Origin of the sequence: Aquimarina litoralis (assembly GCF_019295435.1) — a bacterium.
GTDB classification, from domain to species: Bacteria; Bacteroidota; Bacteroidia; order Flavobacteriales; family Flavobacteriaceae; genus Aquimarina; species Aquimarina litoralis_A.
Map to the genome: position 1 here is coordinate 33,542 of NZ_WEKL01000009.1, position 13,460 is coordinate 47,001.

General features: G+C 31.8%; 12 protein-coding genes. 4 read left to right on the forward strand and 8 right to left on the reverse strand.

From position 1 onward, the window contains the following. Window positions 1–11: 11 nt before the first annotated feature. The 5 genes from GBO31_RS06815 to GBO31_RS06835 all read right to left on the reverse strand — a co-directional run bounded on the left by GBO31_RS06815 (window position 12) and on the right by GBO31_RS06835 (window position 4,666). Window positions 12–845 (reverse strand): DUF2911 domain-containing protein, encoded by an 834-nt coding sequence (locus tag GBO31_RS06815; protein WP_219007584.1) that lies wholly within the window; start codon window positions 843–845, stop codon window positions 12–14. A 23-nt stretch (window positions 846–868) separates the two neighbouring features. Beyond that, a complete protein-coding gene (locus GBO31_RS06820; protein ID WP_219007585.1) occupies window positions 869–1,972 on the reverse strand; it encodes an AraC family transcriptional regulator in 1,104 nt (367 codons plus the stop codon). A gap of 30 nt (window positions 1,973–2,002) precedes the next feature. After that, window positions 2,003–2,701 carry a hypothetical protein gene (locus GBO31_RS06825; protein ID WP_219007586.1) on the reverse strand — a complete coding sequence of 233 codons (699 nt, stop codon included), beginning with the start codon at window positions 2,699–2,701 and terminating at the stop codon, window positions 2,003–2,005. 109 nt (window positions 2,702–2,810) lie between these two features. After that, entirely contained in the window at window positions 2,811–3,479 is a 669-nt protein-coding gene (locus GBO31_RS06830; protein ID WP_219007587.1) for an NAD(P)H-binding protein, read from the reverse strand. 131 nt (window positions 3,480–3,610) lie between these two features. Then, window positions 3,611–4,666: a T9SS type A sorting domain-containing protein gene (locus GBO31_RS06835; protein WP_219007588.1), complete on the reverse strand. Its 1,056-nt coding sequence runs from the start codon at window positions 4,664–4,666 to the stop codon at window positions 3,611–3,613. Between the two features lie 205 nt (window positions 4,667–4,871). On the opposite strand from GBO31_RS06835, the gene dinB reads away from it, so the two are divergent. Together dinB and GBO31_RS06845 are read left to right on the forward strand one after the other, a co-directional pair. After that, entirely contained in the window at window positions 4,872–5,978 is a 1,107-nt protein-coding gene (gene dinB, locus GBO31_RS06840; RefSeq protein WP_343211291.1) for a DNA polymerase IV, read from the forward strand. Between the two features lie 39 nt (window positions 5,979–6,017). Beyond that, a complete protein-coding gene (locus GBO31_RS06845; RefSeq protein ID WP_219007589.1) occupies window positions 6,018–6,767 on the forward strand; it encodes a hypothetical protein in 750 nt (249 codons plus the stop codon). Between the two features lies 1 nt (window position 6,768). Here the strand turns inward: GBO31_RS06845 and GBO31_RS06850 are convergent, their stop codons facing one another. The 3 genes from GBO31_RS06850 to GBO31_RS06860 form a co-directional block, all read right to left on the reverse strand. Beyond that, on the reverse strand, window positions 6,769–7,914 hold the full coding sequence (locus GBO31_RS06850) for a methionine aminotransferase (protein ID WP_219007590.1): 1,146 nt from the start codon (window positions 7,912–7,914) through the stop codon (window positions 6,769–6,771). A gap of 78 nt (window positions 7,915–7,992) precedes the next feature. Further along, on the reverse strand, window positions 7,993–8,172 hold the full coding sequence (locus tag GBO31_RS06855; RefSeq protein WP_219007591.1) for a hypothetical protein: 180 nt from the start codon (window positions 8,170–8,172) through the stop codon (window positions 7,993–7,995). A 546-nt stretch (window positions 8,173–8,718) separates the two neighbouring features. Continuing rightward, window positions 8,719–10,410 carry a helix-turn-helix domain-containing protein gene (locus GBO31_RS06860; protein WP_219007592.1) on the reverse strand — a complete coding sequence of 564 codons (1,692 nt, stop codon included), beginning with the start codon at window positions 10,408–10,410 and terminating at the stop codon, window positions 8,719–8,721. A gap of 357 nt (window positions 10,411–10,767) precedes the next feature. On the opposite strand from GBO31_RS06860, the gene GBO31_RS06865 reads away from it, so the two are divergent. Then, window positions 10,768–11,427, forward strand: coding sequence for a succinate dehydrogenase cytochrome b subunit (locus GBO31_RS06865; protein WP_219007593.1), 660 nt, complete (start codon window positions 10,768–10,770; stop codon window positions 11,425–11,427). 11 nt (window positions 11,428–11,438) lie between these two features. Next, complete coding sequence (locus GBO31_RS06870; RefSeq protein WP_219007594.1) at window positions 11,439–13,454, forward strand: fumarate reductase/succinate dehydrogenase flavoprotein subunit; 2,016 nt, start codon at window positions 11,439–11,441, stop codon at window positions 13,452–13,454. Window positions 13,455–13,460 lie beyond the last annotated feature (6 nt).

Consider the following 13,460-nt stretch of genomic DNA (forward strand, 5'->3'; position numbering starts at 1 on the left):
AAAGATATTGTTTATCTAGACCATTTTTCAATAAATTTTTCATTTAAACGAATAAAGTCTTTGTTATTAGCTTTTTTAGAAAGTTCTAAAGATCTTTTTGCGGCAGTTATTGCTTCAGTTTTTCTATTAAGATCTGCTAGAATTAATGCTTCTCTATGTACCTGAAAGAAAAGCGGGTTTTCTGATTTGGTAGCTTTCTGAATATACGTAAGAGCTTTTTCTAGATTGTTTCCTGTTTCATGTAAATATAATGCCGCTTGAAAATAATCGAAACTGGATGGACCAGCGAGTGTTTTTTCAATATTAGCCATTGCTTTTGGATGGGTGCCTAGTTGTAATGGTAATACAATTTTACTTTGATCCCATGCAAAGGTTAAAGAAGCAGTATCCAAGGTGATTTGATCTATATAGATTAAAAATGTTTCTAAGACATCCGTTAATTTTTGATGTTTTGCTGTTAGGCTAACAATTGGTTTTTTGTCAACATATGAACTCCAATTACCTGATTCATATGTGTAGAAATTGATTTCCCAATTAGGATTATTAGGCCTCGTTAAAATCGCATAGGATCCTTTTTGTATGAGGGTTCCTTTAATTTTAAGATCTTCACTAAAGGTAATTTTTGTTGCCCTGTTTGCTCCGGTTCTCCATAATTCTCCAAAAGGAATAATACCATTTTCTCCAAAAATTACCCTGTTTCTTTTACTAGGTCTTGAATATTGAATTTCTATATCTGTTAACCCAACAGTTTGGGTGAATTTTGATGAAGGACTCAATGCTGGTATCGAAAGTTGGGCATGAACAGTTGCTACAGTAAATACACTGATAAAAAATATTTTGAACATAATGTTTTGAAATTTTACTAAGATTAATGATTTGAGAAATACTCTTTTGGAGTAGTTCCCATAAGATCCTTAAAGGATTTGTTAAAAGTGGTTTTGGAATTAAAGCCCGCTTCTTGTGCAAGACCAAAAAAGGTCATGTTTTTGGCCTGTTCTGTTTTTGATAAAGCAATGAATTCTTTGATTCTGTAATAGTTTACGTATTCGAAAAAATTCATTCCTATGCGTTCATTTAGTAAACGCGCTACTTCCGGATTACTTACGCCTAACATTTCGGCTAATTCAGATTTGAGTAGTTTTCTATTTAAATAAGGTTTTCTCTCAATCATTAGCTGTTCTAATCGGGTTTTTAAATCATCTAATTGGTTATTGGATAATTTAGATTGTGAATATTTTTTAGGAATTAGTTTAGAAGATACCTTAAATAAATCAGGTTCTTTCATTCCATAAAATGTGATGAATAAAATAATCAATGCAATACTAATCCATATCACTTGCCAACTAATTCTATTAAAAAGTCCATAGTCAAAAATCCAATTGATAAACATGGTACACCAACAAAAAAGGCAAATACCAATTGCAATTAGAAAGTTTAAAAAAAATCGAGACTTCACATGATAGCTCAGCTCATTCTGAATGGCTTTTTTGAACCTCCAGAAAATTAGAAAGCTTTTCGTCCAATAACCAATATTAAAAACTAAACCAATGGCGATAAAAATTAGTGTGATTCTAAATTGATTTCCGATTTCAACTCTATGTCGTAATGTTTCGTCAGAAGGAAGAATAAATGCAATAGTAACTCCAATATTATAAAATACTGCAGGTACATAATGAAGTAACTCCTTATAAGAAAAGGTTTTGTTTACTAAACTAGATCTAGTGAATAGATAAATAGTAGCTCCAAACAATAAAGTTGAAAATTCTGAAAAAATCACCCATCTATAGTTATCTCCAAATAATCCCGAAATATAAAGTACACGACCTGTAAGTCCTATTGCAAGGACAAGTACTAAAAATGCTATGTATTTGTTAATAGTTTTTCTTTTATTGGGAGAAAAAATATAGATAAATAGCAAAAATAGACTTTGAAAATATCCAAAATATACAAGTTGATTTAGGAATGATTGCATAGAAGCTTGATCTTTTTCGGCTTTAAGATACTAGTTTAAAACAAACTGATTTACATGTAATACGCCTTCATGATTCATTTTAAGATTTTCTGTATAGAAAGCTTCGAACTCTTCTTTAGTGTTCCACTCTGTAATTACCAACAAATCAGGATTGTGATAATATCCTACAGGAGATTTTCCGTTGGTAAGTTCAAGGATTTTCTTTCCGCCTTTTGATGTAGTTTTTTGATACCATTGATCTACAAATTTTTTAAAAGAAGCCGGTTCTTTTTTCCAATAAGAGGTAGCTACGGTGTATTTACTTTTGTTAATTTTAAAGGAAACGTCTTTCTGCATTTCATAATACGTTAAATTAAAAATAGACCACAAATCTCTTCGTTGTTCATGGAAATCTGGTACAACTTCTTCAATTTCTGTTATAAAGGCTTCTCGATTTTTTAGATCGCTCCACTTACCTAATATAAAACTAGAAGGCTGAATGTTTCCTTGAGTTGTTTTGGCAATTCTAAAACCAGGTAGCGGTTGGTATGTTTTTTTAAAAGCAACCGGAAAAGCCGTTTTTTTATATCTATCAAAATGCGAATCTGTATTTGGCTTTGTAGTTAATAGAAGAATATCAAGAATTTCTCCTTTTTTGAATGAGAAAGATTTGATATCTGATTGAGCATTGATATTAGACATCATCAAACAGATGAAAAGTAGTAGCGATAGATTTTTTAATAGCTTCATAACTTGTCGTTTTTTAGGAATTATAACTTTTATGACAAATGTAGAAGTGGAATTAGAAATTCAGTAATAATAGGGCTTCAGAAAGATACGGATACCGTATACGAACAAATTATTCAGTGTGATTTACGTATAATTCTTTGATTTCATCAGAAAGGACTCTTTTTTTCTTAGAAAAATTATTGGCAAGCCATATCATTGAAAAAACAATAATTTCAGGATGTATGGATCTATATTTTTTAAGCGAGCCAATTAAGAATGGATTGATCAATTTCATTAGTAATTTGAAAAAGTATTCACCATTTCTTTTTTCATTTCTTTTTCCGCTTATGAGTGAAGGTTGCAAAATATGGGTTTTAGAAATTTTTAAGTCCAAAACGGCTTCTTCCATTTCACCTTTAGTACAATTATAAAATATTTTACTATTCGAATCTGCTCCTAAAGCAGAGATCACTATAAAAGTTTCAATATTATTTTGTTTACAAAGATGAGCAGCAGTGACTGGAATACCATAATCGATAGAACGATATAATTCTTTGTCGGGAGTTTTAGCATTTGTAGTTCCAATACAACAAAATACCTCATCGCCATTAAATTCATTAATACWTGATTGTAGCTGTAATAGATTGATCACATATTCTTCAATTTTGGGGTTTGATATACCAATGGCTTTTCTTGAGAATAATTTGATAGTATCATAGCGCTTGTCGCCTAATAATTTATTTAGTAGGATGTTGCCAGTTAATCCTGTAGCGCCTAGTATAATAGCTGTTTTGCCCATTAAACAAATTTATATTTAAAAATAAGCAAAACAATAGTTCTTAATTCTTTTGTATTATAAAATCTTTTATAGCGTTACAAGAGTGTATTAAATATATAACTGCAGTTATCGTTTAATTTGGATCGCTATCTCTAGTTCTGAACTAAAATTTTACGAGAAATAGAAGATCTTCCATTTTTGAAAGTAAGAATATATAATCCGTTTGCTAAATCACTAGTAGGTATCTGGAACATTTTTTTGTTATTAATTTGAAATGAGTTTACTTTCTTTCCTTCTATGCTTGAGATATTAAGTTGCCCATTAACATTCTTGGATAATTCAATATGCAATTCATTAGAAACTGGATTTGGATAAATAGAGATAACCGATTGTAAAGATTCATCATTTACGGATAAAGAATTACAAGAGCCAATAAGTTCGTTGGTGTCTTCCCAACGATTACAGCTCCATACAACACCTTCATCTAAAACGTGCGTTCCAAATTGATGATTTCTACCAAGCAAATTATTTTTAATGTCTACATTTGTTGGTATACCATGACCATTTCCTTTATCGCGTACTTGTACACTATAACCACCGCCATCTATCCAATTATTTTCGATTAAGATATTATCAATTGAAGCATTATTCGTAAGGATGATAATACATTGACTATTTCTATAACCTTGCACATCATAAGGCATATCAAAAGTATTACCACGAATGATTCCATTTCCTCCAGCTACCATTTGTATTCCATCAGCGTGAGCATCTTCTTTATATCCTAATTTTTGAAAATAACATCCTTCAATCAGAAAATTATTGCCAGGTTTAATCCCATCGCCTCCACTGTTCCATATATTGCAATTTCGTGCAGTAAAATTATCTCCAAGTATGGCGGCACTTTGCATATCTTTTATCTCACAGTTTTCTACTAATAATCCAGTATGTCCATAATTAGCACGTATTCCATAAATTCCACTAGTAGCAATCAAACAATTTTTAATCGTCACATTGTTAGCTCTAATGTTTAAAGTTCCATTAATACTATAATTTTCAAGGGTAGTTCCATCTTGAGTTATGGTAGTAGCGCCTGTATATTCAGTAAGAGTACCTGTTGTACCAGTATTATCGGGAGAAGGTTTTTGAGCATGGATCTTAAAAGTTACCGATAGGATAAGAATTAAAAGCAAAAGATAGTTTTTCATGATATAAGCCTTGATAAGTAGATTTGATGTAATAAAATTAATAGCTTTTATCATATTAAAAATCACTGTTTTCGGGGTTTTTGTAGTATAAGTTTCTTTATTTTCTATAAAATTTTCCTTTCATGAAGGCTTGGTTTTTTTAAAGTATATGTGATTATCGGGTTTGTTATCAAGAAGGAATAGCCAAATCCATTATTTTTGTTTTGTGGAAACTGTAGTACAACATAGAAAGATTATACATGTTGATATGGATGCTTTTTACGCTTCTGTAGAACAAATGGATAATCCGGCATTAAAAGGGAAACCTTTAGCAGTTGGAGGCGGAAGTAAACGAGGTGTTGTCAGTGCAGCCAGCTATGAAGCAAGAAAATTTGGTGTACGCTCTGCAATGCCTGGATTTAAAGCGAGAAAATTATGTCCTGATCTGTTGTTTGTAAAACCTAGATTCGATAGATATCATGAGATTTCTAAGCAAATACGAAAAATATTCTTTGAGTATACAGATTTGGTAGAACCTTTGTCTTTAGACGAAGCATATTTGGATGTAAGTACCAATAAAAAGGGAAATCCAAGTGCATCTTTAATTGCACAAGAAATAAGACAACGTATTTTGGATGAGGTAGGTATTACCGCTTCTGCCGGAATATCTATCAATAAATTTATTGCAAAAGTAGCAAGCGATTATAATAAACCAAATGGACAAAAGACGGTAAATCCGGAAGAGGTATTGGAGTTTTTGGAAAACCTGGATGTAAAGAAGTTTTATGGAGTAGGAAAAGTTACCCAAGCTAAGATGTACCAAATGGGGATTTATACAGGGAAAGATTTAAAAGCAAAGTCCGAGGAATTCTTAACAGAGCATTTTGGGAAATCAGGAGGACACTATTATCGGATAGTCAGAGGGATTCATTTAAGTGAAGTAAAACCTAACAGAGAAAGGAAATCACTGGCTGCAGAAAGAACTTTTAGCGAAAACATTTCTTCAGAGATTTATATGTTAGAAAGGTTAGAGAATATAGCCGAAGAATTACAAAAACGCTTGAAAAGAAGTAAAGTAGCAGGAAGAACGGTGACATTAAAAATTAAATACAGTGATTTTACGTTACAAACACGAAGTAAAACATTACCGTATTTTGTTAGTGATGCGGCAATTTTGTTAGAAACAGCTAAAGAATTATTATATCAGGAAAAGATGAAAAACTCCGTGCGATTGCTTGGTATATCACTTTCAAATCTGAATACATCTAATAAAGATAAAAAGGAAAAAGAGAAACAAGAAGTAGAAATTATTCAATTAAAGTTTGATTTTTAGATATAAACAGATGAAACGAACATTAAGAAATTTAAACCTGTGAAAATTAGAAAAGTGTCTAAATCAAGAATTGTAATTGGATGTGTGCTATTAGTAGGTTTATGGTGTTATTATCTAAATCCATATAAGCTAGAGTTTTTAGGTCATTACCATAAAATATGGGCACATCGAGCTAATAGTATCGAAAAACTTCATTCTGCACTTAACTATTACAAAGGAGTGGAGTTGGATCTAATYTATAATAGCCAGGAAAACTTTTTTGATATCAATCATCCACCAGCAAAATCAATTGATTTAAGGTTTGAAACGTACATTAATTCTTTGGAAAAACAACCATATCCATCATTATGGCTTGATATTAAAAATTTAAAAGAAGACAATGCTCAATTGATATTAGATAAATTGCGCCTATTGTTTAGAGAAAAACAATATCCTCTGGATCGTATTTTGATCGAAACACGATATCCAAAAGCTTTACCTATTTTTATGGAAGCAGGTTTTAAAACAAGTTATTATCTTCCTTTTTATATGGCAAAAAAAGATAGTATTTCTTTACAGAAAGATATAAAAATGATAAAGAGCGTACTTAAAGAACAACCTTCGAWTGGAATTTCAACTAGCCATAAAGATTATAGTATTATAAAAGAGTATTTCCCAAATCAGAAAAAATATATTTGGATTTTGGTCCCTTTTGTAAATATTGACTTTCTGACAACACGAGAGATATTGAATGATGAAAGCGTAGAAGTGGTCTTGATGAATTATACCGCTTTAAGAGGAAACCGGTAATTTATATTTTACATAGTATCTCTGCAGCGCGTTTTAAAGTGTCATCAGTTTTAGCGAAACAAAAACGTAATACCTTATCATCTTGTTGATTAAGATTAAAAACAGAGACGGGAATAGATGCAATTTTATACTCCTTTGTCAATCGTTCTGCAAATTTCACGTCGTTTTCAAGGGTTATGGATTCATAATTCAATAGTTGAAAATAAGTACCTGCAGCTGGTGTAAAAGTAAATCTTGATTCTTTGATAAGGGATAAAAATAGGTCTCTTTTATGTTGATAGAAATTAGGTAGTTCTTTATAGTTACTAGGAGTTTTAAGATATTCGGCTAATGCATATTGTATAGGATGATTGCTACAAAAAACATTAAACTGATGAACTTTTCTAAATTCTTCCATCAGATCTTTTGGAGCGATGCAGTATCCCATTTTCCAACCAGTGGTATGAAATGTTTTTCCAAATGAAGCTGTTATAAATGAACGTTCTCTTAAATGAGGAAATCTGGCTACGCTCTGATGTTCTTTGTTATCAAAAATGATATGTTCATATACTTCATCACTTAATAAAATAATATCAGTCCCTTTTAGTAAAGCTTCTAATTGGAGCATGTCATTTTTGGATAAAACGGTTCCTGAAGGGTTATGCGGTGTATTAATGATGACCATCTTGGTTTTTGAAGTGATCTTATCCGCTACTTCTTTCCAATCTATTGTAAAATTAGGAGCAGACAACTGAATAGGAATCACAGTACCACCAAATAATTCTATAGAAGGCTCATAGGAATCATAGGCAGGTTTAAAAATAATAACTTCATCTTCAGGATTAATAAACGCAGAAATAATTGTAAATATAGCTTGTGTTGCTCCTGAAGTTACCGTTACTTCGGTTTCAGGATGATAATTGCTGCCATACAAAGAATTGGTTTTTTGCGCTATAACATCTCTTAATGATAGCAATCCTGGCATGGGTGCATATTGATTGTACCCTTTTTGCATGGCAGTAGTCACCAAATTTGTAAGTTTTTTATCTGTTTCAAAATTCGGAAAACCTTGAGACAAATTAATAGCTTGAAACTCATTTGCCATTTTACTCATCACAGTAAATATGGTAGTAGCTACATTGGGTAATTTTGTACTGATATTTTTCATAGATAAAACAAAAAAGTCAAGGTATAAAAAAACCCTGAAATTTTCAGGGTTGTGATATTACAATGTGAAGTATATTGTCTAAAATACGTGGCAGTACCCTTGGTTACATCTATCGGAAAAATCACCTGAAAAATCCCAACAATCTTGTGATGTTTGACAAGGAATATTGGTTCTACAGTAATAACCTCCATTGATGGATTGCTTTGCAGCTTTATTCAATTTTTTAACTTCTTTTAATTCTAAAATTTTGGATAACATAATTTGGTGTTTTTAAGTTATACTATGTGTCACCTACTCTGTTAAAGGTTTTCGGTTTACCCCTTTAAAATCAAACATTAGCTAATATGATTCTGTACTCAAGGTATACCGAAATAAACCCTCAAAAAAACAAAGCATCCGTATTTTTCGAAAAATACGGATGCAAAAAGAGTTATAAATAAAAGAATAAAATCTTTATCCATTTAAAGTATATTATCACAGTCACACATGGTATGATGTGAATCAGTATCTGGTTTTATAGGATCACAATCACCACCCTTTATTTTTGTCATAGAATGTAAGTTAATCTTAGCAATAGTAAGCTTTTTGAACGGAATTTTGTTTTCTTGTTTTGTTTTCATGATCTTAATTTTAAAAATAGATTGTTTTTAGTTTATTCCAATTTGAATCTCGTATCAAGGTACTTTTATTCGTCATTAATTCATAAAACACGTACCTTATTTTAAAGAAATTAAGGTAAGGTTTAATCGGCTTTTAACGGTGCATATCAAAAGGAGAAAAATTGATATTGGTTATTTTGAATCTTTAGGAATTTTCCCTTTGATGCTCTATTTTTTTAATATAGTAAGAAGGATTCAATCCAGTTTTGGATTTAAAATGTTTGGTAAAAGAATTATCGGTTTTATAACCAATCTCTAAAGCAATGGATTTAACTGAAAAGGATCTGAATTTTTTGTCGTTTTTCAATCTTTTTAATGCATAGTCAATTCGTAATTCATTGATGTAATCATTAAAACTGGTTGCTTTATGTTTTTTGATAATTTTTGATAAGTAGGTAGTGTTGGTTTTTACTTTTTTGGCCATGGATCGTAGATCGCAATCCGTTTGCAGAAAATATTCTTGTTTTTCTAATTTCTCTAAACCATTTAAAACATCCTTTACTTTTTTATCATCGATTACAAAATCTTTTTTATCATTATTTTCTCTAGATTCTAAGGAGTTTATCTTTTCTATTAATTGATCAAATCTTAGGTTGTTCTTTTTTTGTTTTTGAAAATACTTGAAAACAAAAAACAGTAAAWTCAAACAAACTCCTATCAAAATGAAAAACATCAGTTTTTTATGATAGGCTTGTTTTATTTCTTGATTTTTGAGTTGCTCAATTTGTTTTTCTAATTTATTGATCTTTTGATCGTTAATCTTAGATATGGTTTGATGTTTTGCTTCCTGAAATTGATCTCGTAATTTATTTGATTTTTGAAACCAGTATGTGGCCACGTTTGTTTCTCCGATTTCAGCGTAACACTCTGCTAAAAGAATATAAGTTTCAAGAACTCTAACATTTGCAACATCTTTTTCTTCAAGAATAGATATACTATTGTTTAGATAGGAWATGGCTTGATCGTATTTTTTTTCCTCATGAAAGGTGCGAGCAAAGAAATAATTGAGATTTAATATTGATTTTTTTTGCGAAATGTCTTTGGTAACAATGATTTCTTCCGCTTTTCGAAAATATTGTAGTGCCTTAGCTCTTTCTTGTCTTTTTAGAGCAACAATCCCTTTTTTGGTATACAAATCAATGGATCCTATTGAGTGATCTATAGGTTCGCTAATGGCCAATCCTTGGTCTGCATAATATATTGCTGAATCATATTTTTTTTGGTTTAGGTAGACTTCGCTGATAATGGTAAGAAATCTCACTTGATTTGCGGTATTTCTATCCTCAGACTTTTCGATTTGCTTTAATATACCTTTACAAACATCTAATGCCTCATCTAGCTTTTTCATTCTTTTTAGAATTATGGCCATTCCAGAATTAGCTGAATATTGATGTTGAGTGTTTTTATATTTGGCAGCAATCTCCAATGCTTCATTATAATAGTCTAATGATTTTTGATTTTTCCAATCCTTTAAATAGGTATGACCTAATCCGATAAAGTATTTACTTAAAATTGAATCATTTCCTGCAGTTTTAGCATTGCTAATGGCTTTATTTAAATAATATTCACTGCGATCTGTTTTTCCTTTTTCGTAAAAAGTATCTGAAATAATATAGTAATACTCTGCCAAAATTGATAGATCGGTAATACGGTTAGAAAGGGCATTTTCTAATATGATACTTTCTTCTGGACTAGAGGATTTTAAATATGTAACTATTTCTTGGGTGGATTTAGTTTGTAAACTATCTGATTTTTTAGATTGATTTACCGTCATTAATAAGTTTCCAAAACCAAGTATAGGTATTGAAAAAATACATGTAAAAAGGATATGTTTCACCAAAGAATTAATTTGTTAGAATTTTGATCATTTTTTCAAAAGTAACGTTTTTCGAATTTTGTATCTCAAAGAATAGATAGTTGTCCAAATTAGAGTTGGTTTTTACCGAGTTGGTTTTGATGTATGTCCTGACAATATATATGTACGAATTTATATTTTCTAAACTACCAAATAGTAGTCTCATTGCTTTTTGTTTAAATTTAGTAGCTTATTTCAAACGATTTCGTAATGAACACTAAACAAAATTTAGAATCTATTTTATATTCATTATAAATACTGCATTCCTGTATCAAAATGTTGTTAAAAAGATGTTTGAGCCTTATTTTTGCTAATCAAAAATTTTAAACATTCTTTATAATGAGTGGATTGATAAAATCTTCAATAGCTAGAAAGGTTGCGATGGCACTTTCGGGACTTTTCTTAGTATTTTTCTTATTACAACACTTTACCATCAATTTTACTTCTATTTTTAGTCCGGATACCTTCAATGAGTTGTCTCATTTTATGGGTACAAATCCAGTAGTTCAGTTTGCTTTGCAACCTGTTCTAATTTTTGGAGTGGTTTTCCATTTTATTATGGGATTTATTTTAGAGATTAAAAATAGAAATGCAAGAGCGGTTAAGTATGCAAAGTATAGTGGTGGTGCTAATTCTTCTTGGATGTCAAGAAACATGATCCTTTCTGGATTAGTAATTTTGGCGTTCTTAGGATTGCATTTCTATGATTTTTGGATTCCTGAAATGGTTCATAAATATGTAGAGTTTGCTCCAGAAGATCCTTCTCGATATTATCATGAGTTGTCAGAAAAATTTGTAAGTCCAGTGAGAACAGGATTGTATGTGCTTTCATTCTTTTTCTTGGCATTGCACTTGTGGCATGGGTTTGCTTCCTCTTTTCAATCAGTAGGATTTAATAATAAGTTTTCTGTAGGAGCAACTAAATTTGCTAAGGTATTTGCAGTTGTAATTCCTTTAGGTTTTATCATCATTTCCTTAGTACTTCATTTTAATCATTAAAAACCACTATTATGTCAATTTTAGACTCTAAAATACCAGAAGGTCCACTGGCAGATAAGTGGACAAAACATAAAAATACAATCAACCTAGTAAATCCAGCTAACAAGCGTAATATCGATGTTATTGTCGTTGGTACTGGATTAGCTGGAGGAAGCGCTGCCGCTACTTTGGCAGAACTTGGATATAATGTAAAAACATTTTGTTATCAAGATTCTCCAAGACGTGCGCATTCAATTGCTGCACAAGGAGGTATCAATGCAGCAAAAAATTATCAAGGAGATGGAGATTCTAGCTATCGCCTTTTTTATGATACTATAAAAGGTGGTGATTATAGATCGAGAGAAGCAAACGTATATAGACTAGCAGAAGTTTCTGCAAATATTATAGATCAGTGTGTAGCACAAGGGGTTCCTTTTGCTCGTGAATATGGAGGTTTGTTAGATAACAGATCTTTTGGAGGTGTATTAGTATCTCGTACATTTTATGCAAAAGGGCAAACAGGTCAGCAGTTGTTGCTTGGTGCTTATTCTGCAATGAATCGTCAAATAAATCGAGGAAAAATTGAAGCTTTTAACCGTCATGAGATGCTGGATCTTGTTAAAGTAGACGGAAAAGCAAGAGGTATAATCGCAAGAAACCTGGTAACAGGCGAGATAGAACGTCATTCTGCACATGCAGTTGTATTAGCAACAGGAGGATATGGTAACGTGTTTTTCTTGAGTACGAACGCAATGGGTAGTAATGTAATGGCTGCTTGGAGAGCACATAGAAGAGGAGCATTCTTTGCAAATCCTTGTTACACTCAGATTCACCCAACGTGTATTCCTGTTTCTGGTGATCATCAGTCGAAATTAACACTGATGTCAGAATCTCTTCGTAATGACGGAAGAATTTGGGTTCCAAAAAGAAAAGAAGATGCTGAAGCAATACGTGCTGGTAAACTAAAGCCTACACAACTATCAGAAGAGGAAAGAGATTATTATCTAGAGCGCAGATATCCTGCCTTCGGTAATTTAGTACCACGTGATGTGGCTTCTAGAGCAGCTAAAGAAAGATGTGATGCAGGTTTTGGAGTAAATAAGACAGGAGAAGCTGTTTATCTTGATTTTGCATCAGCAATTCAACGATATGGAAAAGAAAAAGCTTTGACTTCGGGAATTCATAATCCTTCTGCTCAACAGATTTTAGAGTTTGGAGAAAAAGTTATCGAAAATAAATATGGTAACTTATTCCAGATGTATGAAAAAATCGTAGACGAGAATCCATATAAAACACCAATGATGATTTATCCTGCTGTGCATTACACAATGGGTGGTCTTTGGGTAGATTATAATTTACAAACTACAGTTCCTGGATGTTATGCAGCAGGAGAAGCTAATTTCTCTGATCATGGAGCAAACAGATTAGGAGCTTCCGCGTTGATGCAAGGTTTGGCTGATGGTTATTTTGTATTGCCTTATACAATTGGAGATTATCTTTCTCATGATATTAGAACGGGTAAGATTCCAACGGATACACCAGAGTTTGATCAGGCTGAGAAAGATGTGAAGGATCGAATTGAAAAATTAATGTCTGGTTCAGGAGAACATTCTGTAGATTATTACCACAAGAAATTAGGTAAAATCATGTGGAATAAATGTGGAATGTCTCGTAATGAAAGCGGATTGAAAGAAGCTATTGATGAAATAGCGGCATTAAGAGCTGACTTCTGGAAAAATGTAAAAGTTCCTGGAACAGCTGATAGTATGAACCCAGAACTAGAAAAAGCGGGAAGAGTTGCTGATTTCTTAGAGCTTGGAGAATTGTTTGCCAAAGATGCGCTAGATCGTAATGAATCTTGTGGAGGACATTTTAGAGAAGAATCTGTAGAACAATCTGGAGAACAGAAGGGTGAAGCCCTAAGAGATGATAAGAACTTTAAGTATGTATCTGCTTGGGAGTATAAAGGAGAACCTAAAGATGCAGTACTTCATAAAGAAGATCTCGTATTTGAAAATATTGAATTAAAAACACGTTCTTATAAATAAAAAGCT

Excerpts from the sequence above, each read along its gene's own strand:
- GBO31_RS06825 (WP_219007586.1), bottom strand. The coding sequence starts at position 2,701 with ATGAAGCTATTAAAAAATCTATCGCTACTACTTTTCATCTGTTTGATG.
- GBO31_RS06850 (WP_219007590.1), bottom strand. The coding sequence starts at position 7,914 with ATGAAAAATATCAGTACAAAATTACCCAATGTAGCTACTACCATATTT.
- GBO31_RS06820 (WP_219007585.1), bottom strand. The coding sequence starts at position 1,972 with ATGCAATCATTCCTAAATCAACTTGTATATTTTGGATATTTTCAAAGT.
- GBO31_RS06835 (WP_219007588.1), bottom strand. The coding sequence starts at position 4,666 with ATGAAAAACTATCTTTTGCTTTTAATTCTTATCCTATCGGTAACTTTT.
- GBO31_RS06855 (WP_219007591.1), bottom strand. The coding sequence starts at position 8,172 with ATGTTATCCAAAATTTTAGAATTAAAAGAAGTTAAAAAATTGAATAAA.
- GBO31_RS06865 (WP_219007593.1), top strand. The coding sequence starts at position 10,768 with ATGAGTGGATTGATAAAATCTTCAATAGCTAGAAAGGTTGCGATGGCA.
- GBO31_RS06815 (WP_219007584.1), bottom strand. The coding sequence starts at position 845 with ATGTTCAAAATATTTTTTATCAGTGTATTTACTGTAGCAACTGTTCAT.
- GBO31_RS06870 (WP_219007594.1), top strand. The coding sequence starts at position 11,439 with ATGTCAATTTTAGACTCTAAAATACCAGAAGGTCCACTGGCAGATAAG.